Annotated in this window: 26 protein-coding genes; 7 read left to right on the forward strand and 19 right to left on the reverse strand. The window is 60.8% G+C overall.

The window, feature by feature from the left end:
- Positions 1-176: 176 nt before the first annotated feature.
- Positions 177-2,993, reverse strand: coding sequence for an alanine--tRNA ligase (gene alaS / locus HZ994_02895; protein ID QTN31317.1), 2,817 nt, complete (start codon positions 2,991-2,993; stop codon positions 177-179).
- Between the two features lie 363 nt (positions 2,994-3,356).
- Here alaS and HZ994_02900 point away from each other — a divergent pair, with 363 nt between their 5' ends.
- From HZ994_02900 to HZ994_02910, 3 genes are all read left to right on the forward strand, one after another.
- On the forward strand, positions 3,357-4,727 hold the full coding sequence (locus tag HZ994_02900; GenBank protein QTN31318.1) for a glycine--tRNA ligase: 1,371 nt from the start codon (positions 3,357-3,359) through the stop codon (positions 4,725-4,727).
- A 59-nt stretch (positions 4,728-4,786) separates the two neighbouring features.
- Complete coding sequence (locus HZ994_02905; protein ID QTN31319.1) at positions 4,787-5,023, forward strand: ferredoxin; 237 nt, start codon at positions 4,787-4,789, stop codon at positions 5,021-5,023.
- 62 nt (positions 5,024-5,085) lie between these two features.
- On the forward strand, positions 5,086-5,415 hold the full coding sequence (locus tag HZ994_02910) for a DUF721 domain-containing protein (GenBank protein QTN31320.1): 330 nt from the start codon (positions 5,086-5,088) through the stop codon (positions 5,413-5,415).
- Positions 5,416-5,439: 24 nt separating this feature from the next.
- Here HZ994_02910 and dnaG read toward each other — a convergent pair whose 3' ends face one another.
- Genes dnaG through HZ994_02925 form a run of 3 tightly spaced genes read right to left on the reverse strand, consistent with a single transcriptional unit; the run spans position 5,440 to position 8,525 of the window.
- A complete protein-coding gene (gene dnaG, locus HZ994_02915; GenBank protein QTN31321.1) occupies positions 5,440-7,332 on the reverse strand; it encodes a DNA primase in 1,893 nt (630 codons plus the stop codon).
- A gap of 3 nt (positions 7,333-7,335) precedes the next feature.
- Complete coding sequence (locus tag HZ994_02920; GenBank protein QTN31322.1) at positions 7,336-7,905, reverse strand: SET domain-containing protein-lysine N-methyltransferase; 570 nt, start codon at positions 7,903-7,905, stop codon at positions 7,336-7,338.
- Between the two features lie 11 nt (positions 7,906-7,916).
- Complete coding sequence (locus HZ994_02925) at positions 7,917-8,525, reverse strand: hypothetical protein (GenBank protein ID QTN31323.1); 609 nt, start codon at positions 8,523-8,525, stop codon at positions 7,917-7,919.
- A gap of 129 nt (positions 8,526-8,654) precedes the next feature.
- Between HZ994_02925 and hflK the strand changes: the two genes are divergently transcribed.
- Entirely contained in the window at positions 8,655-9,602 is a 948-nt protein-coding gene (hflK, locus tag HZ994_02930; protein QTN31324.1) for an FtsH protease activity modulator HflK, read from the forward strand.
- 35 nt (positions 9,603-9,637) lie between these two features.
- The gene (gene hflC / locus HZ994_02935) at positions 9,638-10,624 is read left to right on the forward strand and encodes a protease modulator HflC (GenBank protein ID QTN31325.1); all 987 of its coding nucleotides are present in this window, start codon (positions 9,638-9,640) and stop codon (positions 10,622-10,624) included.
- A gap of 6 nt (positions 10,625-10,630) precedes the next feature.
- Here hflC and HZ994_02940 read toward each other — a convergent pair whose 3' ends face one another.
- Together HZ994_02940 and HZ994_02945 are read right to left on the reverse strand one after the other, a co-directional pair.
- Entirely contained in the window at positions 10,631-11,380 is a 750-nt protein-coding gene (locus HZ994_02940) for a methyltransferase domain-containing protein (protein ID QTN31326.1), read from the reverse strand.
- A 36-nt stretch (positions 11,381-11,416) separates the two neighbouring features.
- Positions 11,417-12,568 (reverse strand): DegT/DnrJ/EryC1/StrS family aminotransferase, encoded by a 1,152-nt coding sequence (locus HZ994_02945; protein ID QTN31327.1) that lies wholly within the window; start codon positions 12,566-12,568, stop codon positions 11,417-11,419.
- 160 nt (positions 12,569-12,728) lie between these two features.
- Here HZ994_02945 and HZ994_02950 point away from each other — a divergent pair, with 160 nt between their 5' ends.
- A complete protein-coding gene (locus tag HZ994_02950; GenBank protein QTN31328.1) occupies positions 12,729-13,517 on the forward strand; it encodes a glycosyl transferase in 789 nt (262 codons plus the stop codon).
- Positions 13,518-13,540: 23 nt separating this feature from the next.
- Positions 13,541-14,602: a glycosyltransferase gene (locus HZ994_02955; protein QTN31329.1), complete on the forward strand. Its 1,062-nt coding sequence runs from the start codon at positions 13,541-13,543 to the stop codon at positions 14,600-14,602.
- On the opposite strand, the gene HZ994_02960 is transcribed toward HZ994_02955, so the two are convergent.
- The 13 genes from HZ994_02960 to HZ994_03020 all read right to left on the reverse strand — a co-directional run bounded on the left by HZ994_02960 (position 14,538) and on the right by HZ994_03020 (position 26,631).
- Positions 14,538-15,320: a methyltransferase domain-containing protein gene (locus HZ994_02960; protein ID QTN31330.1), complete on the reverse strand. Its 783-nt coding sequence runs from the start codon at positions 15,318-15,320 to the stop codon at positions 14,538-14,540. The genes HZ994_02955 and HZ994_02960 overlap by 65 nt on opposite strands.
- A gap of 43 nt (positions 15,321-15,363) precedes the next feature.
- Positions 15,364-16,374 (reverse strand): TIGR00180 family glycosyltransferase, encoded by a 1,011-nt coding sequence (locus tag HZ994_02965; protein ID QTN31331.1) that lies wholly within the window; start codon positions 16,372-16,374, stop codon positions 15,364-15,366.
- A gap of 30 nt (positions 16,375-16,404) precedes the next feature.
- On the reverse strand, positions 16,405-17,184 hold the full coding sequence (locus HZ994_02970; GenBank protein QTN31332.1) for a cephalosporin hydroxylase family protein: 780 nt from the start codon (positions 17,182-17,184) through the stop codon (positions 16,405-16,407).
- Between the two features lie 70 nt (positions 17,185-17,254).
- Positions 17,255-18,493 (reverse strand): methyltransferase domain-containing protein, encoded by a 1,239-nt coding sequence (locus HZ994_02975; GenBank protein QTN31333.1) that lies wholly within the window; start codon positions 18,491-18,493, stop codon positions 17,255-17,257.
- Positions 18,490-19,035, reverse strand: coding sequence for a dTDP-4-dehydrorhamnose 3,5-epimerase family protein (locus HZ994_02980; GenBank protein QTN31334.1), 546 nt, complete (start codon positions 19,033-19,035; stop codon positions 18,490-18,492). The genes HZ994_02975 and HZ994_02980 overlap by 4 nt, the downstream gene beginning before the upstream one ends.
- Positions 19,032-20,096, reverse strand: a complete 1,065-nt coding sequence (gene rfbG, locus HZ994_02985; protein ID QTN31335.1) for a CDP-glucose 4,6-dehydratase — start codon at positions 20,094-20,096, stop codon at positions 19,032-19,034. The genes HZ994_02980 and rfbG overlap by 4 nt, the downstream gene beginning before the upstream one ends.
- 10 nt (positions 20,097-20,106) lie before the next feature.
- Positions 20,107-20,877 carry a glucose-1-phosphate cytidylyltransferase gene (gene rfbF, locus HZ994_02990; GenBank protein QTN31336.1) on the reverse strand — a complete coding sequence of 257 codons (771 nt, stop codon included), beginning with the start codon at positions 20,875-20,877 and terminating at the stop codon, positions 20,107-20,109.
- Positions 20,874-21,203, reverse strand: coding sequence for a hypothetical protein (locus HZ994_02995; protein ID QTN31337.1), 330 nt, complete (start codon positions 21,201-21,203; stop codon positions 20,874-20,876). Before HZ994_02995 ends, rfbF begins: the two co-directional genes overlap by 4 nt.
- 13 nt (positions 21,204-21,216) lie before the next feature.
- Complete coding sequence (locus HZ994_03000) at positions 21,217-22,494, reverse strand: nucleotide sugar dehydrogenase (GenBank protein ID QTN31338.1); 1,278 nt, start codon at positions 22,492-22,494, stop codon at positions 21,217-21,219.
- A gap of 52 nt (positions 22,495-22,546) precedes the next feature.
- Positions 22,547-23,647, reverse strand: a complete 1,101-nt coding sequence (locus HZ994_03005; GenBank protein ID QTN31339.1) for a glycosyltransferase family 4 protein — start codon at positions 23,645-23,647, stop codon at positions 22,547-22,549.
- Positions 23,644-25,380 (reverse strand): Hsp70 family protein, encoded by a 1,737-nt coding sequence (locus HZ994_03010; protein ID QTN31340.1) that lies wholly within the window; start codon positions 25,378-25,380, stop codon positions 23,644-23,646. The genes HZ994_03005 and HZ994_03010 overlap by 4 nt, the downstream gene beginning before the upstream one ends.
- Position 25,381: 1 nt before the next feature.
- The gene (locus tag HZ994_03015) at positions 25,382-25,765 is read right to left on the reverse strand and encodes a hypothetical protein (GenBank protein ID QTN31341.1); all 384 of its coding nucleotides are present in this window, start codon (positions 25,763-25,765) and stop codon (positions 25,382-25,384) included.
- A gap of 26 nt (positions 25,766-25,791) precedes the next feature.
- Positions 25,792-26,631, reverse strand: coding sequence for a squalene/phytoene synthase family protein (locus tag HZ994_03020; protein QTN31342.1), 840 nt, complete (start codon positions 26,629-26,631; stop codon positions 25,792-25,794).
- Between the last annotated feature and the right edge of the window lie 6 nt (positions 26,632-26,637).

Here is a 26,637-nt window from a genome sequence, read left to right on the forward strand (position 1 = left end):
CGCCTGCCGCAATCGCGCGGCTCTCCCCCTAGCTGGGATGCCTCTCAGGCGCAGGCGCGGACGGCTTGGCTCCCCCTCTGGGAAAATGAGCTTTGCGGGCACGTAAATATCGAAGGAGGAAACCGGCTGCCGGTCAAGCCTCCGAAACGATGGGTTGTCAGCGGCTGACAGGGAGGCTATGCCCCGGTTTTGGCGGACATGGCGGCCTTGATATCCCGTAGCCTGCCACGATCCGGAGCGGCTCCGCGTGCCTGGTCGGGTTTGCCGCCGCCTTTCCCACCACCGATCGCGGCAAGCTCGCGAAGGATGTCTCCGGCTTTCATTCCTTTCGCGAGGGCGTCCGCACCACAATGCACGGCGAGGTGGAGCTTCTCACCGTCATCGACGATCAGAAGCGCCGGGCCGTCGAAGTTCCGTTTCTTCAGCCCGTTCTGCAGCTCCTGGAGGAGCGATGCATCGGACTCGAAACTCTCGACGATCGGATCACCCTTTTCGATGAGTTCGGAAAGCGCTTCATCGGCGAGTGCGGCGGACTGGGCGGACTGGATTTTCTTGATCCGTTTTTCCGCTTCGATCGCTGCCTCCTGCGTTTCCTCAAGCGTGCGCATGCCACGCTCGAAGGTGGCGTTGATCTGGGAAATGTCGGCGCGCTCGACGAGCATCGCTCCCATGATGTGGGGGAATTCGTTGACGGTGAGAGGCTCTTCGCCGAGTTCGGCCAGCTTCGCGTTGGCCGCCTTGAGCTTCTCGGTGGCTGCCTTGAGTTCGCTATCCCACCTTTCGATATTGTCGCGGATCAGCGCCCATGCGGCATCCCCGCAGACCGCCTCGATGCGGCGGACTCCGGCGGCGATGGCCCCCTCGGACTTGATCTTGAAAAGCCCGATCTCGCTGGTGTTGCGGACATGGGTGCCGCCGCAAAGCTCCATCGACGGGCCATTGAGTTGGTCGGCATGGCCGCCGATCTGCACGACGCGGACCGTGTCCCCGTACTTGTCGCCGAAGAACTGCATGATGTCGGTGCGGTGCTTGATGTCGGCGTGTTTCACCTCCGTCCAGGAAACCTGCATCCCCTGCTTGATCGCACCGTTGACCATCTCCTCCATCTCGGAAACCTGTTGGGGAGTGAGGGCGGCGCTGTTGAAATCGAAACGGAGGCGGTGTTCATCGACCGAGGATCCCTGTTGGGCTGCATCCGAGGAAACGACCTCGTGCAAAGCCCAGTGAAGGAGGTGGGTTGCGGAGTGGTGGGCCTCGATGTGACGGCGGCGGCTGACGTCGAGATTCAGGGAAACCCTGTCGCCGACCGAGACATCACATTTCTCGATGATATGCGCACGTGCCCTGCCGATCTGCTGGGTTCCCAAAACACGGTGAATGTCCCCACCGGAAACCAGTGTACCCGTATCCCCGCTCTGGCCGCCCATCTCCGCGAAGAAGACCGTCTTGTCGGTGATGACGAACAGGGAGTCGTCCTGGGGATGGATTTCGAGAATGGTGGCATCGGTCTCGTCGTTCTCGAATCCGACGAATTCGGTGACGGACTCAGAGGAAATGTCGAGTGCGCGGACGACGGTGGATTTCTGGGCGGCCTGCGCCATTTTCCGCTGATTCTGCATCAGTTTCTCGAAACGCATCAGGTCGAGCTTCAATCCACGCTCGGCACAGAGAAGCTCAGTGAGATCGATGGGAAAACCGAAGGTATCGTAGAGCTGGAAAGCGACATCGCCGGAAAGCTCGCCGGCGACAATTCCGGCAACCTCGTCCTCAAAGCGCTTCAGCCCCCGGTCAAGCGTCTGGTTGAAACTCGCCTCCTCATTTTCCAAGGTCGCCCGGACTGCTTGGGCACGGGTTCTCAGCTCCGGGAACACAGTTCCCATCTGCTCGACGAGCGCCTCCACAAGATTCCCGAAAAACGGTTTCTCCCCGGAGAACCCGAGTTGCCTCCCGTAGCGGACGGCACGGCGGAGGATGCGGCGCAGCACGTAGTTGCGGCCGTTGTTGCCGGGCATGATTCCGTCGGCAACGGAGAATGAGAGAGTACGCAGGTGATCTGCGATGACCCGGAAGGCGACGGCGGTCTTCATTTCCTCGGAGAACGCCGCGCGATCCGCGCCAGGCTCCGGGTAGATGTCCGAGTAGGTCTTTCCGCTGAGCTCTTCCAGTTTCCGGAAAATGGGCTGGAATACGTCGGTGGCGTAGTTGGTGGGCTTTCGGGAGAAGTCGGTCAGGCCTTTCGTGTTCTGGATGATCGAGCAGGCGCGTTCGAAGCCCATGCCGGTGTCGACGTGTTTGGATGGCAGCTCGCGGAAGGTGCCATCCGCCTCGGCGTTGTATTGGATGAAGACGAGGTTCCAGATCTCGATGCAGAGGTCGGAGTCCTGGTTGACGAGTTTCCCGCCGGAGTCGCCGTCCGGGGTGAGATCCACATGTAGTTCGGAGCAGGGGCCGCAAGGGCCGGTCTCGCCCATCATCCAGAAGTTGTCCTTCACGTTGCCGTTTACGATGTGGATGGAGGGATCGAGGCCTTTGCTTTTGAACAGCTCCGCCCAGAGATCGTAGGCCTCCTGATCGAAGGAAGACGGATCGCCCTCGGAGGGTGAGTACACGGTGGCATAAAGCCGTTGCGCAGGCACGCCCCAGCGCTCGACGATGAGTTCCCAGCCCCACGCGATGGCTTCCTTCTTGAAATAATCGCCGAAGGACCAGTTCCCCAGCATCTCGAAGAAGGTGTGGTGGTAGGTGTCGTAGCCGACATCCTCGAGGTCGTTGTGCTTGCCGCCGGCGCGGATGCATTTCTGCGTGTCGGCGGCGCGTGGAGGGCTGTAAGGCGCTTTCTCCGTACCGAGGAAATAGGGCACGAACTGGTTCATGCCCGCGTTGGTGAAAAGGAGACCCGGCGACTGCGGCATGAGGGAGGCCGAGGGCACGATGGTGTGCTGTTTCTCACGGAAGAAATCGAGGAAGGATGTGCGGATCTCGGCGGCGGTCATGGTCGGGCGCGCAAAATGGACAAAGTCCCGGAAACTTGGAACTCTAAACTTCGAGGAGTGGCGAGTGATCAGTAAACAGTGATCGGTTGAAGACTCGGGCTGTGACGTATGGAATTCGGGTAATTTGCTCAGCTTTGAGGTTTAGGGTTTAAAGTTTAGAGTTTTGAAGTTGGTGGCACGGAAAACGCTTCAAATTGCGTTATTCCCGTGGTTAGCGGATGGGCTGCGGCGGATTCAAGTTCTCCCTCGGGGGCGCTGGGTTCGCCGCAGCGATCCGGGTGGGAACCAGAGGGCGCTGAATTGATGTTGCCCCCTCCAGTGGCCTGTGTTCTTATCCGCGCCCCCGAGCGCGGGATCGATTTTATGGCAAACAAGGATGTAACGGACCCGGTGCGGATGGAGAAGATCGTATCGCTCTGCAAGCGCAGGGGCTTCATTTTCCAGGCGGGCGAACTCTACGGGGGACTCAACGGCTGCTGGGACTACGGCCCGCTCGGCGCGGAACTTAAGCGCAACCTAAAGGACTACTGGTGGCGCAAGACCGTGCAGGAGCGCGACGACGTGCTTGGCATGGATGGATCGATCCTGACCATGGAGCAGGTGCTCCAGTCTTCCGGCCATATCGGTGGGTTCAGCGATCCGATGGTGGACTGCAAGACCTGCAAGGGGCGCTTCCGCGCGGACAGTCTCGATACCTTCCAGTGCAAGGAAAAACCAAGCGTCTGCCCGGGGGCTTCGCCGAAATGCGAGCTGACCGAGCCCCGCGAGTTCAACCTCATGCTCCAAACGAACTTCGGAGCCACCGGAGAGCAGATCGCCTACCTACGTCCGGAGACCGCCCAGTCGATTTTCTGCCAATACAAGAACGTGCTCGATTCGAACCGCGTGAAACTGCCCTTCGGCATCGCGCAGGTCGGGAAATCATTCCGCAACGAGATCAACCCGCGGAACTTCACCTTCCGCTCCCGCGAGTTCGAGCAGATGGAGATCGAGTACTTCTGCCGCCCGGAGGACGGCATGCGCCTCACCGATGAGTGGTTGGAAACCCGCCTTTGCTTCTACGAGGAAATCGGCATCCCGCGCGCCAAGCTCCACATCCTGGATGTCCCGGACGGCGACCGCGCGTTCTACTCGAAGAAAACCTACGACATCGAATACGAGTTCCCCTTCGGCATCCAGGAACTGGAAGGCGTGGCCTACCGCACGGATTACGACCTCGGCGTCCACGCGAAGGGCTCCGGGAGGCCGCTTGAGTATTTCGACGAGGAGACCAAGGAGCGTTTCCTCCCGCATGTGGTGGAGCCATCCGCTGGCTGCGACCGCACGGTGCTGGCTCTCATCTGTGAGGCCTTCGACGAGGAGGAACTCGGCAGCGACGGCAAGAGCGATGTCCGCACGGTCATGCGCTTCATGCCCTCGATGGCGCCGATCAAGGTCGCAATTTTCCCCCTTCTGAAAAAGAACGAGGACCAGGTCCGCATCTGCCGGGAGATCCAGAAGTCACTCCGGCCGTGGATGAACGTGTTCTACGACGACAGCGGAGCCGTAGGCCGCCGCTACCGGCGCCAGGACGAGGTCGGCACGCCGTTCTGCATCACCGTCGATTTCGAGACCCTCGGAGAGGAAGATCCATCCCTGAAAGGCACCGTCACCCTCCGCCACCGGGATTCCATGCAGCAGGAGCGCATTCCTGTGGATGAATTGCTTCCTTGGCTGCTGGCAAGGATTCGGTAATTTGAAGTTGCAAGAAGCCCCCCGCCCATTCATCCAAGGGGGCGAGAAAACCAAGCACCATGGCAGACAAGGAAGATAGGAACGAAGAGAACGTCGGCGGGAAATTTTATGTCGATAGCCAATGCATCGACTGCGATCTCTGCCGTGAGACCGCACCGGCGAATTTCACGCGGGCGGAGGACGAGGGATACTCCTACGTTTTCAAGCAACCGGAGACCGACGAGGAGCTCGAGCAATGCAAGGAAGCCATGGAAGGCTGCCCGGTCGAGGCCATCGGCGAAGACGGGGACGAGTGAACCCCATGGCCTCGCCACGGAGAAAAAAACCAACGCGCCGGGCGGGGATACACGAGGATCTGATGCGCGAATGGCTCGGCTGCGACAAGCCGGACAATCTTGGTGCGAACATCAGCCAGGCAGGCGCATGGGTGGACTCCATCCTGAAGTCCCAGTTTTTTGCGGACGGGCTGAATGAAGATGAGCTGAAATCCGCATGGAAGGAGATCGCGGGCGAGTTCATCGGCGCGAACACGCAGCCCGCATCCGTAAAGGACGGCCACCTGGTCCTCCGCGTCACCCAACCGGCGATGCGCTTTCATCTGGAACAACTCAAACCCCAGCTCCTGAAAACCATCCAGGAACGCTTCGGGAAAGCGAAAGTGAGGTCGATACGCTTCAACCTGGGATAAGATCCCGGTTTCGGTGAGGGCACTTCACTTCTTCCATTTCTCCCAAGGCTTTTTCTCCGCCTTGATCGTTTCCTGAGGAAGTTCGTCATCGTAGAGGGAGCGGCCTGTCCATCGGAGCAGGCCGGCGATTTCCTTGGCCTCCTCAAGGAGTTCCTTCATCCGCTCCGGTGATATGCCCGGTTCGTTGAGGGCGGCTTTCACGGCGGCATCGCGCTTCTGGAGGACTACGGCGGAGAGCATCCCGAGCGATTGCTCCGCCGCCTGCAAGCCGTCCGCCGGGGTGACATCGCCTGCGCCCATGAGTTTGTTGAGCGCCATCTGTTCGCTTTTCCGCAGCCCTGAGATGAAGGCGTTCACTGCGGCGCTCGAACCCGGATCTGGCGATGCGGCGAGGATCTTTTCCAGCAGCCCGACACCCTCCACCCATGCCTTTGCCTCGTGGAGGGTCTCGAACTGCTCGCCGAGGAAATGCTGCGCCGGGGCGGATGTCAGCCCGAGGTGACAGAGGTAGCCGACGGTGCGATCCAGCGGTACGGGCGCGACGGTCACCTCTTCCTCCGCGTCCTGCCCACGCACCGGCCTCTGCGACTGGGTTTTCGACTTCCTGACCGCGGCGCCTATGCCCTCCCGCAAGGTCGCTGAGCCGAGGCCGAGCATGCTGGCCACCACATTGATTTGCTGGTCGCGCGCGGCATGGTCTCCCATCGCGGCGAGCAATTCCGTGCATTCACGCGCCATCTGAGCCCTGCCCTCTGCGGTTTCCAAACGTCCAGCCGCCCGCGCAACCTGAATCTTGAAATCAAAGAAACCAGTGGCCTCCCCCACCAGCTTGCGGAAGCCGTCAACACCATGTTCCCTCAGGAATGAATCCGGATCGTACCCGGCGGGCAGTTGCACCATCACAACGGACAGACCCTCGGCCGCCAAACCGCGGAAAGCCCCTTCGCTTGCCTTGATCCCAGCGCTATCCGCGTCGTAACACAACGCGGCAGTCTGTGCGTAGCGTTTCAATATCCTCGCCTGATGCGGGGTGAATGCCGTCCCCTGAGAGGCGATTGCGTTTTCGACACCGCTTTCATGGCACGCGATCGCATCGATCTGCCCCTCACAGATGATCACGGTCTTCTCTTTCAGGATCGCCTTTTTCGCCATGCTTAGCCCGAAGAGCACATTCGATTTCTTGAAGATATCGGTCTCCGGGGAGTTGATGTATTTCCCGGATCGCGGGTCTTCGCGAAGCTGCCTGCCACTAAAGGCGATCACATCGCCGACCTCGTTTCTGATCGGAAACATCAGCCTGTCGCGGAATCTGACATAAATCCCGGCCGCCGGCCTGCTCTCATCCTTGAGAGCGGCCAGGCCGGAGCCAACGAGATCCTTGCCCGTGTATTTCCGCTCCCTGGCCCAATCGAGGAAGGTCTTGGCATTCTCCGGCATCCAGCCGATCTCCCAGCGCTCCGCCATCTCGCGGCCGAAGCCGCGGCTTTTCAGGTAGTCCCGCGCGTGCTGGCAGTCCGGGTTTTTCCTCAGTTGCTCGTGGAAAAACGCGGAAGCCTCACGGTGGAGGTCGAGCAGTCTCCCACGGGATTTCCTAGCCGCCCGTGCGTTTGGATCATCAGGCTCCTCATCGAGATGGACGCCCGCCTTGGAGGCGAGTTTCTTGAGCGCATCCATGAAGAGAAGCCCCTCGTGCTCCATGACGAAGGAGATCGCGTTTCCGCTCTTGCCGCAACCGAAGCAGTGGTAGAACTGATTCTGCGCGCTGACGTTGAACGAAGGGGTTTTCTCATGGTGGAAAGGGCAGTTCGCCTTGTAGTTGGTGCCCGCGCGCTTGAGCGGGATATAGCTGTTGATCAGATCGACGATGTCCGTCGCCGCCAGCACCTGCTCAATCGTTTCCCTGGGGATCAGACCCACGGCTCAGCTCGCTTTCTCCGAGATTTTCCCGCGCCCCAGCTTCTCGTCGAGGATCTCCCATTGGCTGCGGCTGACGATGTAGCCGACGCAGCCGTCCTTTCCGCAGAGGCACGGATGGTCCTCGTAGCAATCGACGTCGAAGCCGTAATCGAAGGTCAGTTCCTCGCCCTCCGCGATGTCGCGCAGGGCATGGATAAATATCCTTTTCCCCTTCGACCAAGCCTCGCAGTTCGGATCGCAGGAGTGGTTGATCAGCCGGGCGTTGTTCCAGGGAACATTGCCGTCGATGTCGTATTTCTTGGTCAGGGTGAAAATGTAAACGGCGGCATCACCGCTGGCGATGGCGCGCTTGTGCTGGGCGGTGCCGCGTTTCGCGCTCTCCTCCTTGGAAATGATCTCACCGACGTATTCGATGATCTTTTCCTCGGGCGCGATGGCGCGCGTGGCATAAACGCCCCTGCCGTGGATTGTGGAACCGCGCACCTCGCAGAGATCGCTCTGCCCGCGCTTCCACATTTCAAGCATCCTCTTATGGAGTTCACGCTCCCCGATATGTTTCATGCCCTTCGCCATGCGCGTTATCCTTACCTGATCTGTTTTTTTTCCAAAGGAGGAAGTTCGAGATCCTGGGGCAAAGTGATGAAAAGGCTGCGCAGTTCGTTCACCGTCACAGCGGAGCCGTCGATGAAGGTCCAGTCGTCCTTGCCCTTGTCGCAGATCGCCACCTGGAAGCCGGTGCTCTCGATGTTCACCGCCACCGGATCGCCCTGGATCATCGCCCGGAATCTGGTGACTGTGGGAACCAGCACCAGCCACTTGGTGAAGCGGAGCTTCTCAACCTGCTCGCCGTCGATCACCTCCACCGTTTTCCCCGGATAAACCTCGAAAGGCCTGGGCTGGCCGGAGGGCTTGAAATCCGTGATCGAGATACCCTGCTGGAGCATCTGTTTCGCAACACCATCAAGCTGCTGCTGGAGCTTATCCATGCCTCCCATCCGCTTCGCACTCCTTTCCTTCCACACGGGATACATCCTCTCGATGGCAACCTGATACCTGCCGAGCACCACTTCCCGGCCAAGCTCCCCCACCGCCTTCACCGCAGCCGCCGTGACCTCGGGAGGCACCGGCTGCGTCTCCACATCCTGGGCGTGGATACCCGCAGACATGGCAAAAATAAGCAGCAGGCGTTTCATGCCAATACACATGCCCCCCTCCGCACCCGTCGTCAACCACCAAGCCGACGTTCCTCGGCGCACATTTTCCCACGGAGTTTTCTCGCAAAGAACCCGCACGGGACCTAGCCTTCTGCCAAACACAGAATCATGCCCCAGAAAATCAGCATCAACTTCGCGGTCATCCGCATCGCCTTCGTGGCGATCCTCCTCCTCATCGGCATCACCAGCAGCTTCTACACCGTTTCGGCGGACTCGCAGGCGGTCGTCCTCCGCTTCGGCAAGCCGCAGTTGCAAACGAAGGGCCCCGGCCTGCATTTCAAGCTGCCCTTCGGCATCGACCGCGCCCTCATCGTGGAGGTGGAGCGCCAGCTCAAACAGGAATTCGGATACGGCACAGACGGAGCAACCAACCAGTGGCAGTATTCCGATCCCGGCGAGCAGGAACTGGAGAAATCCATGGTCACCGGCGATCTCAACGCCGCCCTGGTCGAGTGGGTCGTCCAATACCGCATCGACGATCCCATCCAATACCTCTTCGCCGTCCGCGAGCCTGACGCCACCCTGCGCGACCTTTCCGAGAGCGTCATGCGTGAGATCGTCGGCGACCGCACCGTCGATGAGGTCATCACCGTCGGGCGCCAGGAAATCGAAGCCCTAGCCTCCGAGAAACTCCAGGAAGCCACAGTCGGCTACACCATGGGGCTGCGCATCGAGCAGGTGCAACTCAAGGATGTGAACCCACCCCGCGCCGTCCAGTCCTCCTTCAACGCGGTCAACCAGGCGCAGCAGGACAAGGAAACGGCGATCAACGTCGCCAACGGCGAATACAACAAGGAGATCCCCCGCGCGCGCGGTGAGGCCGACCGCATGATCTCCGCCGCAGAGGGATACGCGAAAAAGCGCGTCAACGAGGCCGAGGGCGATGTCGCCTCCTTCGAGGCTCTTCTCGTCGAGTACACCGCCGCCCCGGAAATCACCCGCCGCCGCCTCTATCTCGAAACCATGTCCGAGATCCTTCCCAAGCTCGGCAAGACCATCATCCTCGACGAGGAAGCCAAAGGCATCCTTCCCCTCCTCAACCTCAGTGAAAAATGAGATTGCGAATTTGAAGAATTGAAAATCGAAAATCCATGAAGAAGCCAATCATCACCCTAGTCGCCATGGCCATCGCCGCCATCGTCTTCGTCCTATACATATGCTCCTACACCATCTCGCCGACGGAGCAGGTCATCATCACCCAGTTCGGCGAGCCCCAGGGCGATCCGATCACCGAGCCGGGCATCCATTTCAAGACCCCCTTCATCCAGGTGGTGAACCGCATCCCAAAAAACATTCTCCCATGGGATGGCAACCGCACCGAGATGCCCACCAAGGACAAGCTCTACATCTCCATCGACTGCTTCGGGCGCTGGCGCATCACCGATCCGCTGGAATACTTCCGCCGCCTCCGCAACGAGCGCTCCGCTGAGTCCCGCATCGAGGACATCATCGGTTCCGCCACCCGCAGCATCATCGGAAAGCACGACCTCATCGAGGTCGTCCGCACCGACAAGGAAAGAAAGCCAGCCAAGGACGAAACCCTTGAGGAAATGACCGAAGGCCAATCCGGCAGCATCGGCATCCTGCCCAGCATCCGCAAAGGCCGCAGCGTCCTTGAGGAGGAGATCATGGCGGACGCAAAGAGCAAGCTGGAGGAACTCGGCATCGAGTTGCTCGACGTACGCTTCAAGCGCATCAACTACGAGCCGGATGTCGTCGCGAAAATCTACGGACGCATGATTTCCGAGCGCCAGCAGATCGCCTCCAAGTTCCGCTCCGAAGGCGAGGGCGAGGCCGCCCGCATCTTCGGCGACAAGGAGCGCGACCTCAATGGCATCTCCTCCGAGGCCTACAAGCAGGTACAGACCATAAAGGGCCAGGCCGATGCGAAGGCCTCCCAGATCTACGCCCGCGCCTACGGTCAGAACCCCAAGGCCGCAGAGCTCTACGAGTTCATCAAGACCATGGAGATGTATCGCAACACCATCGGCAAACAATCCACCCTCGTCCTCTCCACGGACTCGGACTTGTTCCGTTTCCTCAAATCCTCGGATGCCACGGCGGAGGGCGGGGAGTAGTTTCAGCTAACCGGCAGCGACCGCTGTGACCGCCAGCATCCGGTCTGAGCTGCCGGCTTGCTGCAATGAGGGCAGCGCACTGCGGACTACCACATCGGAAAAACCCGCCGCCGCCATCGCCCCCGCAATCTCCCATGGCATGAACAGCGTGATGGGATGACGGACGAGACGGGCCGGCTCCCCATCCACCGAAATGGAATAGCTGAGGGTGATGCTCTGGTTCATGAAGTCGCACTCCGGCGTGACCTCGCGGCGTATGAGACCTCCCTCAAAGCTGTATTCGCGGCAGACCACCGTGGGCGGCTCCGCGATCACGGCAACGGCATTCCATGCCTCCACCACAATGATCCCGCCATCCACCATCCGCTCCCTGGCCGCCCGCAGAAAGGCCAGCAGTTCATCATACGTTGGAAGGCAGTTGACCACATTGAAAAGGCTGGTCACGCACCGGAAATCCCCTTCTCCGAGATCCCTTGCATCCACGCAGTGGAACCGGACATCGGATTCCTTCGATTTCGCCACGGAAATCATATCCCCGGAGATATCGATCCCGGTGACATCGAAGCCTTCCCGGGAAAGCCGGATCGCGTGCGTCCCCGTGCCACATCCGAGATCGAGCAGGCGCACGGCACCTCCCCCGACGCGGCTCCGCAGGTAACCCGTCAGCGCGGCCACCTCGAGATCGTAGCACTTGTGGCCGGTGATGATGTCATAGATCTCTGCGAAAGATTTGCTGTAGGCGTCATCGGGATTCATCGGTGATCGGGCTTCGCGTTCAACAAGCTTCGGGGATCACCGGTTTCCTGCGAAATATCCGCTGATCGAGGCGCAAACCCTTTCCACCACGCTGTCGGGCATCAGGGAGTGGAGCGGCAGCGAAAGGATCTCATGCCCGGCCTTGTCCGTCACGCCCAGGTCTCCCCGGCGTTCTTCCGCAAGCAGGCTGAACCAGTGGCCGGGCTGCCAGTGGATGCCCGTATCGATGCCCTCCGCCTTGAGATGATCCCGGAGCGGCTGGCGGTGCTCCGCCGCAACTCGGATGTAGTAAAGGAACGGGGTGACTTCCGCAAAGTCGGATAGCGGCGTGCGGACTTGCTCCACGCCGGCCAGCAATTCGTTGTAAAGCTTGCAGGCGTCCTGCCTGGACCGGGATATCTCCGGCATCTTCTTGAGTTGCGAAAGGCCGATCGCGGCATGCAGGTTCGCCATGTGGTAGCGGTAACCGATCCTGCTGACATCATACGTCCATGCGCGCTGGTTGCCATACATGACCTTCGCCGGCTGGGACATCCCGATCAGGCGCATCTCGTGCATTTTCGCAACCTCCTCCTCCGTCCTGACCACCAGGGCGCCACCGTCGATCGTGGTGATGGTCTTGACCGGATCGAAGCTGAACATGCACAGGTCCGAGAACGAGCCGACTTTCTTGCCGTTGAGGTGCGAGCCGAAGGAATGAGCCGCGTCGTGAACAACCCGTATGCCGTGTTTCGCTGCGAGAGCGGAAACCGCCCCATGATCCGCAAGGCAGCAATCGTAATCCATCGCCACGATCGCCTTGGTGCGGGGGGTGACAAGCTCCGCCGCCTTCGCGACATCGATGCACAAGGTCTCGTCGAGGATATCGCAGAAAACCGGTTTCGCCCCGGTGGCGAGGATGGCCTGGAAATCCGCTATGTTATTGAACGACGGCGTGATGACCTCATCGCCCGGCCCCACATCGGCGAGAAGGAACGCGAGGTGCAATGCCGAGTAGCCGGTGTTCACGGCAACCACGTGCCGGTCTCGCAGCTCAAGGAACTCCGCCAGCCCGTCCTCGAAGGCACCGACACTCGCACCCATCCCGAGCCAACCTTGCTCCAGGGATTCACGCGCCGCTCCCAGCTCCTCCGGGCCTATCAGGGGCTTGAAAACCGGTATCGTCTCGTTGTTTTTTCCTTCAGCCATCTCGGCGCCGAGATTGAACGGGGCACCATGGCGTGGGAAGCCGAATTTTCCGATCGCGAATCCCGCCATCGCTTCCCGGATCCTGGCGGGCGCCCATTCGTACTTGAATTCATACCCGAACGGGGCGATCAACGCAGCCCACCGAAACATGAGCCACCCCATGCCTGACACGACCCGAAACATCGTCACCTTGAAATGGGGCAGCCGCTACGGTGCGGAATACGTGAACCGCCTCGCGGCTGCCGTCAGGAGGCACACGAAGTGCGAGACCAACATCGTCTGTTTCACCGACGACCCCGCCGGCATCGATGAATCCGTCAAAACATTCCCCATCCCGGAGATCGACCTTCCGCCGGAAAAGGCCGTGACCGGCTGGCGCAAGCTCTGCCTGTTCCGGACCGACCTGCCCATCGAAGGCCTTTGCCTGTTTCTGGATCTCGATATCGTCATCACCGGCCCGCTGGACGGTTTTTTCAGCTACGAGCCGGATCGCATCCCCATCATCCACAACTGGCTCGCCGCCCACAAGACATGGTTCCGCAAGCGCCCGGAAACCGGGAATTCCTCGGTCTTCCGATTTACCGCAAACGAATGCGGATTCGTATGGGATCAGTTCCAGGGCGAGAAGGAGTGGGCTTTGGAAAATTTCCAACCGCCGCAAACCTACCTCACCCACTGCATACGCCCGAAAATGTGCTACTGGCCCGAAAGCTGGGCGCGCTCCTTCAAGCGGCACTGCCAGCCGGTTTTCCCGCTCAACCTCATCGTCTCCCCGAAGCTTCCGGCGGACGCCAGCATCATCGTATTCCATGGCAAGCCGGATCCGGAAGATGTCATCGACGGATACCGTGGGAAAAAAATCCACCACCACACGAGGCCGACCCCATGGGTGGCGCGACATTGGCTCCTGCCGGATGACAGTCCGCAGGGGAAAAACACCGGGCGGTGATGCGTTCGGTGAAAGCCGCCCAAATGCCTGCCGAACATCCAGACAACAGCCCCGCCCAGGCTCCGCGCATCCGTGTGAAGCTCATGATGAAATGCGCGGATGGCGTTGAGACTGAAAACCTGCTGCGGCGTTTCCCCGGCGGGAAACCGAGCTGGGGACGCTGCGACTTCGTCCTAGATTACTCCTCCACGGACTACGACTGGCTGGTTGTCTACGACGACCTGCCATCCTCCCACCGGGAAAAACTCGCCTGCCCGAGGAACCATACGCTGCTGGTGACGGCGGAGCCTTCCAGCATCAAGACCTACGGCAGCGCTTTCCTCGGCCAGTTCGGCCACGTGCTGACAAGCCAGGAGCCATGGGCGATACGCCATCCCAACGCGGTTTTCTCGCAGCCCGCCCTGCTCTGGTTCTACGGGCGCAACGACAGGCGTGGAGCCTATGATACCATGGCCTCGCTGCCCATGATCCCGAAGACGAAGGATCTCTCGACGGTCTGCTCGGCGAAGCGCCAGACACACACGCTGCACCGCACACGCTATGATTTCATCCAGGCGCTGCGGACGCACCTGCCGGATCTCGATGTCTTCGGCCATGGCGTGCGACCCATCGTGGACAAAGCGGATGCGGTGGACGGCTACCGCTATCACATCGCCATCGAGAACCACATCGCGGAGCACCACTGGACGGAGAAACTCGCTGATCCGCTGCTAGGTTACTCGCTGCCGTTCTACTGCGGGTGCCCCAATGCGGCGGACTACCTGCCCGCTGACTCGTTCATCCCTATCAACATGGAAGATGCGGCGGGCACTGCAGAAACCATACGCCTGGCGATCAGGGATGACGAGTGGGCGCGGCGGCTTCCGGCGATTCGCGAGGCGCGGCGTCGCCTGCTGGATGAACTGGGGATGTTCCCCACGCTGGCTCGCCTGGTCGAATCGCGTCATGGCGGATCCGGCGTTGCCGGCGGCGTGATTTCCAGCAGGCGTGCATTGCGCAAATCAAACCCCACGGCGTTTTTCACGGAGATGTATGAGCGCATCCGCAACCGGTCCCACAACCGGCTTTCTTCCCTCCGGGCTTGATGGCGGTGGCCACCAGCTTCTTGCCCTTGGGGCTGCCGTTGAAAAGGCCCAGCAATTGGAAGGCCGCACCGAAAATCCCCTTCAGGGAAAAGGCCGCGCTCTTGTGGCTGCCGACAGAGATCTCCTCGAATCCGGCCTCTTCCAGCGCATCCCTCATCACAAACCATGGCACCGGGTTGATGTGTCCGTCCTTCACATAGTGCCGTGGCAAAAACAGGTCGAACCTCCCCGTAAGGAGGAACGTCATGGCAGACTTGGGGCTGTTGATGTTCGGCGTGGTGATCATCAGGAATCCGCCCGGCTTGAGCGCCGATTTCAGCAATCTCGTGAAATGCCTGGTGTTCTCAAGGTGCTCGATGATCTCGACGGCGACGACCGCGTCATAGGCTTCGCGTTCCGACTCCGGCAGGTCGGCGTTCAGGTCCGCCTGTTTGAAATCGATGTTATCGTGGGAGGCACGGAAATTTTCCGCGACGTAATCCACGGCGGTGACCCGGAAGCCGAGTTCCGCGAGGCGCAGTGAGAGCGCGCCGCTGCCACTGCCGAGTTCCAGAAGGTGGGAGCCCGGCTTGAGGCATTTCGAAAGGTGTGCGGCCACAAACTCGTGGATGCCCCGGTTCGCCAGGATGGGCAGTCCCTTGTAGTCCCGCCCCTTGCGCCCGCCGGTTCCGGAGGCCATTTCCTGATAGTGGGATACCTTGATCGTGGATTTGCTCATCACTGTTTTTTTCAGACATTCCCCCGCCGGACAACCGAAACTTTCACGGATCCATCCCATCCGGGTGCTTATCGATCAGCATCCGAGCGGCGATCCACGAGCGCTGGCTGCGGAAAGGGTGATCCGCACCGAGGCTGCGGCGCTCCAGGAAATCATCGGACTGGAAGCGGTCAGCGATCCTGCGCCAAGCGCGGGAAAGCTCCCTTGCCACCCGCTCGCCAATGCCCCGCTGCGGCTTGCCGGCGGCAAGGTGATGGTAATGCCTGGCGACGAGGGCTTCCGCATCTCCGATTCCCATGCCGGACGTTTCGACCAGGCGTTTCGCAAGCCCCTGAACGAACATGCAATGCTGCTGCCCGCGCGCACCGGCATCCTCGAAATTAGGCCGGTTCCCATAGTTCCCCCCGTGCATCTGGCGGATGCCGTAAAGTGTTGGAGAGAAATGCACCTTGCCGCCGAGGACGTTGAGCTGCGCCAGGAAATGCTCGGGATACACCCGCGCTTTTGCGAAATCCAGGCTATCGACCGTGAGCCGCAGGCTCTCGCGGATCTCATCCGTCCTCTGGACGAAGTAGAAGGTCGAGAACCAGTGCTTCGCGAAATCGCCGAACCTTGCCGCCGCATCATCCTTGGAGACGCTGTAACCGCGGCACAGCACCTCCTTGCTCCCACCCTCCCGCAGCCTGACCTTGGCCGTGGCACCACCGGAGCAAGAATAATCGGGATGGCCGTCCAGGAAAACGGCGCAAGCGGAGACCCCTTCGAAATCCAAAAAATCATCATCCGCACAGAAGACAAGGTAGGGTGTCTTCACCTGCTCGACCGCCCACAGGAACTTTTCAAGGATGGGGATTTCCTTCCTCATGTATTGGAGTTTCAGCGCCTCCCCGGCGGCCTTAACGGTGCTTTCGTTCTCCTTCCATCCGTCCCCGCCCGTCGAGTCCACGACGATGCTTTCAAAACCGCACTCCATCATGCCAAGGTAAGCGACCAGGCGCCTCAGATACCTCTGCCTCTCATGGGTGGGGACCACCACTGTGATGTCCGGATTCATGGTCATTCCTTGGAGCTTGCCCCCCATCATTCATCGGACGCGCTTCAGGAAACCGTGGGGAGCCACGGTGACCGCCAGCTTGTCCTGGATGGGCGTGTCGATCACGAACTCGGGGTATTTGGCGACGAACTCCATGACCGCGGTCTTGGGATTGTTGCCAGGATCCCATGGCCGGTCGCTGAAAAATCCGGCGGGCATGTCCTCGACGAAGGTATCGAACACCACGCAGTAGCTGCCCACGGACACCAGAGGAGCATACGCCTCAAGCTCCGCAAGAACGTGGTCATGGGTGTGCATGGAATCTAGGCAGACCATGATGTTGCCCGCACCGGATGCCATGCCCTTCACCTGCGCGACCGTTTCCGGGGCGACGGAGGAACCCTGCACCATGGCGATGCGGTTTGCGAAGGGATGCGCCTCGATCTCGGCGCGGTTGTGGTCGCGGATGTCTATGTCCACGCCGATGACCTTGCGGGCGGGCTTCGCGGTGTCCAGCGGCACACCGGCCTTGGTCGCCTCCGCAAGATCGAGCAGCGCCAGGAGTGACGCGCTCAGTATCAGCGAGCCGCCGTGCGCGATGCCCGTCTCGATGATCAGATCCGGCTTCACCTCCCAGACGAGTTCCTGCATCGCGACGATGTCCTGCGGATACTGGATGATGGGACGTCCCAGCCACTCGAAGTTGTACACATACTGACGGCTCATCGATTCCTTCAGCCATTGCTGGGAAAGCCGGAAGAAGTCCTGGTCTTCGCCCAGCCGGGCTATCCTTGCTTCTCTTTCTGTCTGGAAATCTTTGATCGGGTTCATGTCGTCTTGGGAAATTAGGGATGGGGCTTGCGGATGGCGAGCGCGATGTTGGTCCGGCGATCCAGAAGGCTTATGGAAGGGAATGGATCGCCAGGCGGGGGACTGCGGTCACGAAGGAGCCTCCCCATCCGCGGATTTCATGGAGCTGGGCGATCACCTCTTCCCTCAGGTTCCATGGCAGGATGACGATGTAATCCGGCTTTTCCCCCATGATGCGGGAAGGCTCCACGATGGGGATCCTGCTGCCGGGCATGAACTTGCCCTGCTTTGCGGGGTTGATGTCCGCGACGAATGAGATCAGGTCGCCGCGTATCCCCGCAAAGTTCATCAGCGTGTTCCCCTTGGCGGCCGCGCCGTATGCGGCGACGGTTTTCCCTTGGCGCTTCGCCTCGATGAGGAATGCGAGGAAATCGTCCTTCACCGTCTCGGCACGGGACTGGAAGGAGGAGTAGGTTTCCGCCAGGGTGAGCCCCGCCGATTCCTCGCGGGAGAGGATGTCATTCACGGACGGCAGCTCGGGCTGGTTCCCGGCGTTGCCAGCAAGCCCTGCGAACACCCGCAGGCTGCCGCCGTGTGTCGGGATTTCCTGCACGTCGAACACGCGCAGGCCGTTCGTCGCGAATACGCGGGCTACGGCGGTGAGGGAGAGATAGGAAAAGTGCTCGTGATATACCGTATCGAACTGGTTGTCGCCGATGAGATTGAGCAGATGCGGAAACTCGAAGGTGGCCACGCCGTGGGGCTTGAGCAGGCGTGCGAAGCCGGAGACGAAGTCGTTGATGTCGGGCACGTGGGCGAGCACGTTGTTGGCGGCGGTCAGATCCGCGCCAAGGCCTTGCCCCACCATTTTTTCCGCAAGCGCGAGCCCGAAGAACTCGCCGATCACGCTGATCCCCTTGGCGCGGGCGGCGGCGGCGGTTCCGGCGGTGGGCTCGACTCCCGTGCATGGGATGCCGCGCTGCTGCACGAATTGCAAAAGGTAGCCGTCGTTCGCTGCAACCTCGACAACGTGGGATGACGCATCCAAGCCCAGCCTGCCCTGCATTTCCGAGACATAAGCCTCGGCATGCGCCACCCAGCTGGCGGAGCAACTGCTGTAATAGGCATACTCCGCATCAAAAAGCTCGTCGGCGGAAGCGGTGTCCTCCGTCTGCACGAGCCAGCATTTGTCGCAGGCTAGCACTTTGAGCGGATAATGGATCTCGCGTTTCGACAAGCTGCCGAGCGTAAGGTACGCGTTGGAAGGCGGTGCGGCACCGAGATCGAGGAAGGGCAGCGTGAGGGGATTGTTGCAGTGGCGGCAGTTCATGGCACTTTTATGAGCGGGTGGGCTCCATCCCTTGCGGAGATGGCGCTGATGGGCAGCGGCCACTCGATGGCCAGCGCCGGGTCGCCGGGATTCAGCCCGCGCTCGGATGGCGCGTGATGTGCGGCGGTATGGAAGTAGAGCATTTCGCAGTCGTCTGTTAGCGTCTGGAAACCGTGGGCAAATCCCTCGGGGATAACCAGTGTTTTGTGATTTCCCGGGCTGAGCGTCTCGGCGTGCCAGCGGTGGAATGTCGGCGAACCGGGGCGCACATCGACGACGACATCAATTACCTCTCCGCGCAGGCAGGAGACGAATTTCATCTCGGCATGGGGCTCCGCCTGGAAATGCATGCCTCGCACGGTGCCCCGCGCTGCGGTGTGGGTCAGGTTGACCTGCAGGATGTGGCGCCCGCCCATGATTTCCGCAAGTTCGTCCGTGCATAGCAGTCGCTGGAGCGATCCCCGGTGATCCCCCAGGAGCCGCCGCTCCAGCACGCGGAGACCTTCCAGCGGGGTGTCGGTGATCTCGAAGCGGTCGCTCATGCGCGGGCTGATTCCTGGTAGTCGTTGATTTGCGCGAGAGTGACTTCATGCATCGCCTCCCCGGCAAGCCATGCGGTGTGCCAGGCGAGGGTTTTTCCCAAAGCCTCGCCCAGCGCCCAACGCGGGTGCCAAGCGAGATGGCGGCGCGCGGAGGAAATGTCCAGCGAGAGCAGACCCGCCTCATGCGGCACATCCGCATCCGCATTGCAGATGACCCGGGCGGTGCCACCCCACGCAGCGGCCAGCCTTTCGGCAACCTCCCCAACAGTGACATTATCGGCAGCTTCCGGACCGAAGTTCCATGCCCCGGCGGCGGCACGGCCAGGCTCCCGCAACAATGCCTCGGCTAGCGCCAGGTAGCCACCCAGCGGTTCGAGCACGTGCTGCCAGGGGCGCACCGCACCCGGGTAGCGGAGCCGAACCGGTTCGCCCGCTGCAAATGCGCGAAGGCAATCCGGCACCAGGCGGTCAGCCGCCCAATCCCCCCCACCGATGACATTGCCCGCGCGTGCGGTGGCGATCCTCACCGGTGAATCCCTGAAAAAGCTGTCGCGCATGGATGCGGTGACGATCTCGGCCGCCGCCTTGCTTGCGCTGTATGGATCATGCCCGCCGAGGCGGTCTCCCTCACGGTACGGATGCACCCATTCGCGGTTCTCATAGACCTTGTCCGTGGTCACGATGACAACGGCCTTGACCGATGGCACGGAGCGCACAGCCTGCAGGAGGTTGGCGGTTCCGATCACGTTCGTAACGAAGGTGCCGAGCGGATCCGAATAGCTAGCCCTCACCAGCGGCTGTGCCGCCAGGTGGAAAACGGCCTCCGGCTGCGCGTCCGACATGGCCTGGCTGAGACGGGCGGCATCGGCGAGATCGGCGCGCACATCCGAAGCGAGCGCGGAAGCGACCCCAGCCACCTCGAACACCGAGGGCTCGGTCGGCGGATCGAGGGCATAGCCATGCACCCTGGAACCAAGCGAGTGAAGCCAGAGGGAAAGCCAGGATCCCTTGAAACCTGTGTGCCCTGTCAGGAAAATGTCCTTGTCTTGCCAGATTGTCATGATGCGTCCCTTACCAGGATTTCCACGGCGCCTTGCCTGATTCCCACAGCGTTTCTAACAGGTTTTTCTCGCGCAGCGTGTCCATCGGCTGCCAGAACCCGTGATGGGTGTATGCTGCCAGGCGCCCTGTTTCCGCCAATGTGCGGAGCGGCTCGTTTTCCCACGAACAATCATCGCCGTGGATGAGGTCGATGCATTTTGGCGACAGCACGAAAAACCCCCCGTTGATGAATCCACCGTCGCCCTTGGGTTTTTCCGCAAAGCCGGTGACCCGCTCCCCGTCCATCTCAAGTGCGCCGTATCTCCCCGGCGGCTGGACGGCGGTCACCGTGGCGTCCAGCCCGTGGGTGTGATGGAACCTGATCAGCGCGGTGATATCGACATCGGAAAGGCCATCCCCGTATGTCATGCAGAAGGCATCCTCATTCTCCAGATACGATGCCGCGCGCCTGATGCGCCCACCGGTCAGGGTCTCCTCGCCGGTATCGATCAAGGTCACCCGCCACGGCTCCGCATTGCGTTGGTGCACATCCATCGTGTTGTGCTCCATGTCGAACGTCACATCCGACATGTGGAGGAAATAATTCGCGAAGTATTCCTTGATGATATAACCCTTGTAACCGCAGCAGATGATGAAGTCGTTCACCCCGTGGGCGGAGTATGTTTTCATCAGGTGCCAAAGTATGGGCTTGCCGCCGACCTCGATCATTGGCTTGGGCTTGAGGTGGGTTTCCTCGGAAATCCGGGTTCCGAGGCCACCCGCTAGGATGACGGCTTTCATGGAAATCTCATGGTATAAGTTTTTGTTTCGATCCAGAGCGCCTGTCTCAGGCATTCCCCTCCGTGCAAACAGATCTCATCAACCCCGAAGATACCGGCATGGCAGCATCTCTCATGCTCGAGGTAGGCGCGGATATCCGGCGAGCAGCAAATATCCTCGACCGGGATGGCCCTCGTGGGGAATTTCGTGAAATCGATGCCCTCGGGGAGATCCGCTACGAGCAGATCCTGCTCACCGGCTCCCGAAGCACCGGGGATCGAAGGCAGCATCCGATGGCTCCGAAGGTAGCGGTAGGGTCTGATGTGGTGGCGTGCCTTGGCGATCATGGTTGGGGGAAAATCACGCCTGGCGGTAACTTACCGGGCGGTTGGCGGGCGGGACAGCGTTGCGGGTGTCCACCAGCGGACACGTGTAGCGGGAGAAATCGTGGGTCTTGTACCCATCGTGGCCGGTCGATAGGACGATCAGGTCGTATTCGTCGGTGAGCGCCACCACGGATTTCCTGCCCGCGTATTCCGCATGCTCGCGGGTCATCGGGATCACGGGCACGTGGGGATCGTGGTAAAACACCTCGCCGCCAAGCGCCTCGAATTTCTCGATAAGCTTATAGGTGGGCGATTCGCGGTCATCATCGACGTTCGCCTTGTAGGCCAAACCTAAAAGCAGGATCTTCGCACCCTTGATCGCCTTGCCGTCGTTGTTGAGGGCTTCGAAACAGACCTTCACCACGTGATCCGGCATGGCAGTGTTGATCTCACCCGCCAACTCGATGAAACGCGTGTGTTGGCCGAATTCACGGGCTTTCCAGCTGAGGTAAAAAGGATCGATGGGGATGCAGTGCCCGCCCAGTCCGGGGCCGGGGTAGAAGGGCATGAATCCGAAGGGCTTTGTTTTCGCCGCCTCGATGACCTCCCAGATATCGATGTCCATCGCGCCGTAAACGACTTTGAGCTCGTTCACGAGGGCGATGTTCACGGAGCGGAAAATGTTCTCAAGGAGCTTGGTGGCCTCGGCGACGCGGCAGGAACTGACCGGCACGAGTTTCTGGATCGCGATGCCGTATACCTCCATGGCTTTCTCAAGGCACTTCGGCGTGAGGCCGCCGACAACCTTGGGGATGATCGCGACCTTGCTGTCGGGATTGCCGGGATCCTCGCGTTCGGGGGAAAATGCGAGGTGGAAATCAACGCCCGCCTTTTTCCCGGATCCCTTCTCCAAAACCTCAAGGAGCTCGCCGTCCGTGGTGCCCGGGTAGGTGGTGGATTCGAGGACGACGATCGCCCCATCCCTGAGGAAAGGCGCGATGGTTTTCCCGGTTTCCAACACATAGCTGAGATCAGGCTCGCGGAAATGGCTGAGCGGTGTTGGCACACAGAGGATGACCGCATCGGTCTCCGCAATGCGGGAGAAGTCCGTGGACGCATCCAGCATCCCAGCCGATGTCTGGGCGCTTATCTCATCGCCCGATACGTGCTTGATGTAGCTATTCCCGGCGAGGATGGCATCGGTTTTCTTTGGATCAATATCCAGCCCGAGAACCTTCGCTCCGGAACGTGCGAACTGGAGGGCGAGGGGCAAACCGACATATCCGAGTCCTACGATGGCAATGTGTCTCATTCGTCGGCCCGATTCTTCTCATGCCGTGGGGGCAGATGGTAGAAGTTTTTTCTCAACGGGTGGATTTGAGCAGATCCGCATACAGATCCAGGGTGTCCCGGCACATGGCTTCGAGAGTGTACATCCCTTCCGCAAGGAGCGGTTTCGGCTTGGAGGCGAGGATGGCTTTGGCAGTCGCGATGAGCCGTCCGGTGTCCCCGAGGGGCACTTTCCCCTCGGGAAAAACATGGGTGAGCAGCTCCCCCACCCCGCCGCAATCGTAGCCGAGCACCGGTTTCCCGAGCGCCATCGCCTCAAGCACGGTGCGTCCGAAGGATTCCGGCTGCTGCGAGAGCGCGCAGACCACATCGCTAACGGCCATGACCTCGCGTACATCGCTGCGGTGCCCGAGGAATGTGACGCGATCCTGCATGCCCAGCTCGGCGAGCTTTTCCCGGAGTTCCCCGAGATATGCCTTTTTCTTCGGATGGGTGTCGCCAGCCACAAGCCCATGAACCCCTTCCAGAGCCGCGATCAGCTTGAAAAAATCACCATGCCCCTTGAGCCGTGTGATCCGGCCGGGCAGAAGAAACAGCGTTTTCCCCTCCAGCTCCGGGTGCCGGGATTCCCATTCCGAGAGCCAGGCTGCATCCGGACGGTATCCGGCGGGATAAGCCCCCGGTTCGATCCCCCTGTGGATCACGGTGATCCTGCTTTCGGGAACCGCCGGATAATTCTCTTGGATATATTGCCGGATGCATTCGGATACGGCGATCACCCGCTCCCCCTTCGTCATCACCGCAGAATAGCGGTTCACGGAATAGAAACCATGGACGGTGCTGACCAAGCGGGGCCGGGTTTCGGGATCCATCTTGCGCCACGCCAGCCATGAGATCCAGCCCGGCACCCGCGAGCGGAAATGGAGGATATCGGGCTTCTCCTTTTCTAACAATCTTCGGAAAGGCCTCGCATGGAACAGCGAGCCCAGGCTTTTCCTATGCACGGGCATTGCAATGTGGCGCGCCCCGGAATGTTCCAATGCCTCCACCAACCTGCCGCCGTTGGAGACCACCACCGCCTCATGCCCATGCTTCACCAGGAAACCCGCCACTTCCAGCGTGCCGCGCTCCACCCCTCCGGAATTCAGCTCCGGCAGCACCTGCATCACTTTCATACGCCCATTTCCCTTTCCAGGGCCTCTGCCATCGCCGCCTCCAGAAGCCTTGCGGCGGCGGCTTCGGTGGCCTGATCGAGCTTTTGCACTGCGGCTTTCAGGGGGTTGGGTGCACCTTTTCCCAAGGCGGCTTTCACCTCGTCATAAGCGGCATTGATTTCCTCCTTCTCGGCTTCCTCCGCCAAGCCCTGGGATAGGAGCATCTCAACGGCGGGCAGAAGCTCCTCGGCCTTGATCCTCGCCTCGGTGAAAATGCGCTCGGACATGTCATCGAACGCATACTCGACGGAGGCGCTCACCATTTCTTCCACCGCCGCGTCATCCACGTTCACCGCAGAGCTTTCGATGTTCACCACCACATCCTTGCCCGTCGAGACCTCCCGCGCCAACACCTCCAGGATGCCGTCCGCATCGATCTTGAACTGCACGCCGATCCTCGCCTGCCCTTTCGGCAACCGTTCCATCTCCACCTCGAATTTCCCCAGCTCCCAGTTGTCCCGTGCCATCTCGCGCTCGCCCTGGAGGACGCGGACTCCCATTCTCACTTGGTTGTCGGCGGCGTTCGTGAACATCTCCCCGGCCTTGCAAGGGATGGTGGTGTTGCGTGGGATGATGACGTTCATCAGCCCGCCAAAAGTCTCGATCCCGAGGCTGAGAGGGGTGACATCCAGCAGAACCATCTTCCGCATCGCGCCGCTCATCACCCCCGCCTGGATCGTCGCCCCCAGCGCGATCGCCTCGTCTGGATGCTGGGTCACATCGACCTCCCGCCCGAAGAAATCCGCCACCGCCGCCCTGACCGCCGGCATCCGCGTGCTGCCGCCCACCAGCACCACCGCATCCAGGTCGCCGGTCTCGAGCCCGCTGTCGATCATCGCCTGGCGGCAGCATTTCAGGGTCTTCGCGATCCATCCCTTGGTCATCGCATCGAGTTCCGCACGCGTGATGGTTTTCGTGAAACTGTTCTCCCCGTCATAGAACGGAATCATGACCTCGCAGACCATCTGATCGGAAAGGGTGCGCTTGGCATTCTCCGCCCCCTCCATGAACTTGCACCGCATGCTCTCGGAAAGTTCCGGGAGGCCATCTGTCAGGAGTGAGAAAATCATCCCGTCCACATCATCCCCGCCGAGCCGGGTGTCCCCATGCGTGGCGAGCACCTGGAAAACGCCGCCCTCCATCTCAAGGATGGTCAGGTCGAAGGTTCCGCCGCCTAGGTCGTAGACGGCCACACGCGCCCTGTCCCTGAGCTTGTCCAGCCCGTAGGCAAGCGCTGCGGCCGTAGGCTCGTTGATGATGCGCAGCACCTCCAGCCCCGCAAGCTCCCCGGCACGCTTCGTCGCGGCACGCTGGGCGTCGTTGAAATAGGCGGGGACGGTGATCACCGCTTTCGAAAGCTCCGCCCCGATCCGCCACTGCGCGATCCGTTTCAGCTCCTTGAGAATCTCCGCGCTCACCTCCTCGGGGCTTTTCCCGACGTGCGCCAGGACGGAGTCCCCGGCCGCATCCGCCCCGATCCAGCGCTTCACGCTGCTGACCACGCGCAGCGGATCGGCCGCCCTGCGCCGCAGCGCCTTGCGCCCCACCTCCACGCTGCCGTCTTTGCCATACCACACCACGCTGGGCATGATGCGTTTCCCCTCCTCGTCCGCCAGGAGGATGGGAAAGCCGGAATCCACCACACCCACAGCCGAATGGGTCGTCCCGAGATCGATTCCGAGGATTGTCTCCAAACTAAGGTATCCTGAAAATTTTCCCGTTCGAGGGATCTTTCGCAAGCTGCCCGGAGCGGAAGCCCTCTACATCGATCACGTTGTAAGGGGCGTAGGGGCTGATCACCTGATTCGGATTGTCCGTGCGCTCAGCGCTCGGATATTGGTCACGCGTCGGCTGCGGGGCGGGCTGCGGCTCGGGGGGCAGTTCCATCCCTGTGCCGTATCGGCCATCCGGCTGTCCGTAGCGATTTTCAGGCTGCTGGTAGCGCCCGCCAGGATAGCTCTGGCGCTGATCCCGCCCATACGGGCCACTACGCGGCTCGGGGCCGACGGGAAGTGGCTCGCAGGAAACGAGGAGCAGGCATCCGGCGAGGCCTGCGGTGATAAGGTGGGGCTTGGTCATGGTTTTCAGACGTTTCTGGGTTCGGTTTATTCGTTCCTTCGCCTCGCGGCAATCAGATGTTTCGAGAGGATAGCCAGTTTGCGGGCTTTTGAAACAGAATAACGCTTCGAGAAAACCTGGAATTTGCCGTCCCGCATCTTGCCCAGGAGAGCCCGGTAGATTTCCGCCATGATCCTCGCGGGGACGAGCGCCGCCCGATCCACCTCAGGCATGATTTTCTCCGCCTCCGCGAAGAGATGCTCCGCCCGCTCCGCCTCGTAGGACATGAGCGCGAGAAAACGGCCGTCATACACTTTCCCGATGAGATCGCGCTCGGAGTATTGAAAGCGGATCAGGTCGTTGATCGGCAGGTAGATGCGTCCTCCGTTCGCCAGATCCTCGCCGACATCGCGGAGTATGTTGGTGAGTTGCAGCGCATTGCCCAGCAGCTCCGCATACTTGTCGGAATCCGCATGCACGCAGCCGAAAATCCGCGTGCACACCAGCCCGACCACGCCGGCCACCTTCCAGTTGTATCTGGAAAGCTCCTCCCATCCCTGGAAACGCTGCACCTCCAGATCCATCCCGCAGCCCGCCACGATATCCAGCAGCCACTCCGCCGGTATCCCCCGCCGCGCCATCATTTGCTCCAGCTCCTTGCCGAGACCATGGCCATCGGAAAAACCTTTCCGTATCCCATCCTCCCACTCCCGGAGAGCCTTCCGCCTCTCCTCCTTCGGCACCCTCGCATCATCCGCGATGTCATCCACCGTCCGGCAGAAGGCATAGAAAATCACCGTGTCATCACGCCTGTCCTTGGGCAGGATCCGCAGCGCGAACGCCAGGTTCGACTTCGCCTTCCAGGTGATCTCAGAGGCGCTTTCCACGGCGGG

It is taken from the genome of Akkermansiaceae bacterium, assembly GCA_017798145.1.
In the GTDB taxonomy this organism is placed as follows: domain Bacteria; phylum Verrucomicrobiota; class Verrucomicrobiia; order Verrucomicrobiales; family Akkermansiaceae; genus Luteolibacter.

Coding starts and splice junctions, on each gene's coding strand:
- HZ994_02925 (QTN31323.1), bottom strand. CDS start 8,525: ATGAAACGCCTGCTGCTTATTTTTGCCATGTCTGCGGGTATCCACGCC.
- HZ994_03015 (QTN31341.1), bottom strand. CDS start 25,765: ATGACCAAGCCCCACCTTATCACCGCAGGCCTCGCCGGATGCCTGCTC.
- HZ994_02920 (QTN31322.1), bottom strand. CDS start 7,905: ATGGCGAAGGGCATGAAACATATCGGGGAGCGTGAACTCCATAAGAGG.
- HZ994_02910 (QTN31320.1), top strand. CDS start 5,086: ATGCGCGAATGGCTCGGCTGCGACAAGCCGGACAATCTTGGTGCGAAC.
- alaS (QTN31317.1), bottom strand. CDS start 2,993: ATGACCGCCGCCGAGATCCGCACATCCTTCCTCGATTTCTTCCGTGAG.
- HZ994_02955 (QTN31329.1), top strand. CDS start 13,541: ATGCCTGCCGAACATCCAGACAACAGCCCCGCCCAGGCTCCGCGCATC.
- rfbG (QTN31335.1), bottom strand. CDS start 20,096: ATGACAATCTGGCAAGACAAGGACATTTTCCTGACAGGGCACACAGGT.
- HZ994_02980 (QTN31334.1), bottom strand. CDS start 19,035: ATGAGCGACCGCTTCGAGATCACCGACACCCCGCTGGAAGGTCTCCGC.
- HZ994_02995 (QTN31337.1), bottom strand. CDS start 21,203: ATGATCGCCAAGGCACGCCACCACATCAGACCCTACCGCTACCTTCGG.
- HZ994_03005 (QTN31339.1), bottom strand. CDS start 23,647: ATGAAAGTGATGCAGGTGCTGCCGGAGCTGAATTCCGGAGGGGTGGAG.
- hflC (QTN31325.1), top strand. CDS start 9,638: ATGAAGAAGCCAATCATCACCCTAGTCGCCATGGCCATCGCCGCCATC.
- HZ994_02945 (QTN31327.1), bottom strand. CDS start 12,568: ATGGCTGAAGGAAAAAACAACGAGACGATACCGGTTTTCAAGCCCCTG.
- HZ994_02975 (QTN31333.1), bottom strand. CDS start 18,493: ATGAACTGCCGCCACTGCAACAATCCCCTCACGCTGCCCTTCCTCGAT.
- HZ994_02960 (QTN31330.1), bottom strand. CDS start 15,320: ATGAGCAAATCCACGATCAAGGTATCCCACTATCAGGAAATGGCCTCC.
- HZ994_02905 (QTN31319.1), top strand. CDS start 4,787: ATGGCAGACAAGGAAGATAGGAACGAAGAGAACGTCGGCGGGAAATTT.
- HZ994_02965 (QTN31331.1), bottom strand. CDS start 16,374: ATGAATCCGGACATCACAGTGGTGGTCCCCACCCATGAGAGGCAGAGG.
- HZ994_02970 (QTN31332.1), bottom strand. CDS start 17,184: ATGAACCCGATCAAAGATTTCCAGACAGAAAGAGAAGCAAGGATAGCC.
- rfbF (QTN31336.1), bottom strand. CDS start 20,877: ATGAAAGCCGTCATCCTAGCGGGTGGCCTCGGAACCCGGATTTCCGAG.
- hflK (QTN31324.1), top strand. CDS start 8,655: ATGCCCCAGAAAATCAGCATCAACTTCGCGGTCATCCGCATCGCCTTC.
- HZ994_02900 (QTN31318.1), top strand. CDS start 3,357: ATGGCAAACAAGGATGTAACGGACCCGGTGCGGATGGAGAAGATCGTA.
- HZ994_02940 (QTN31326.1), bottom strand. CDS start 11,380: ATGAATCCCGATGACGCCTACAGCAAATCTTTCGCAGAGATCTATGAC.
- HZ994_02950 (QTN31328.1), top strand. CDS start 12,729: ATGCCTGACACGACCCGAAACATCGTCACCTTGAAATGGGGCAGCCGC.
- HZ994_03000 (QTN31338.1), bottom strand. CDS start 22,494: ATGAGACACATTGCCATCGTAGGACTCGGATATGTCGGTTTGCCCCTC.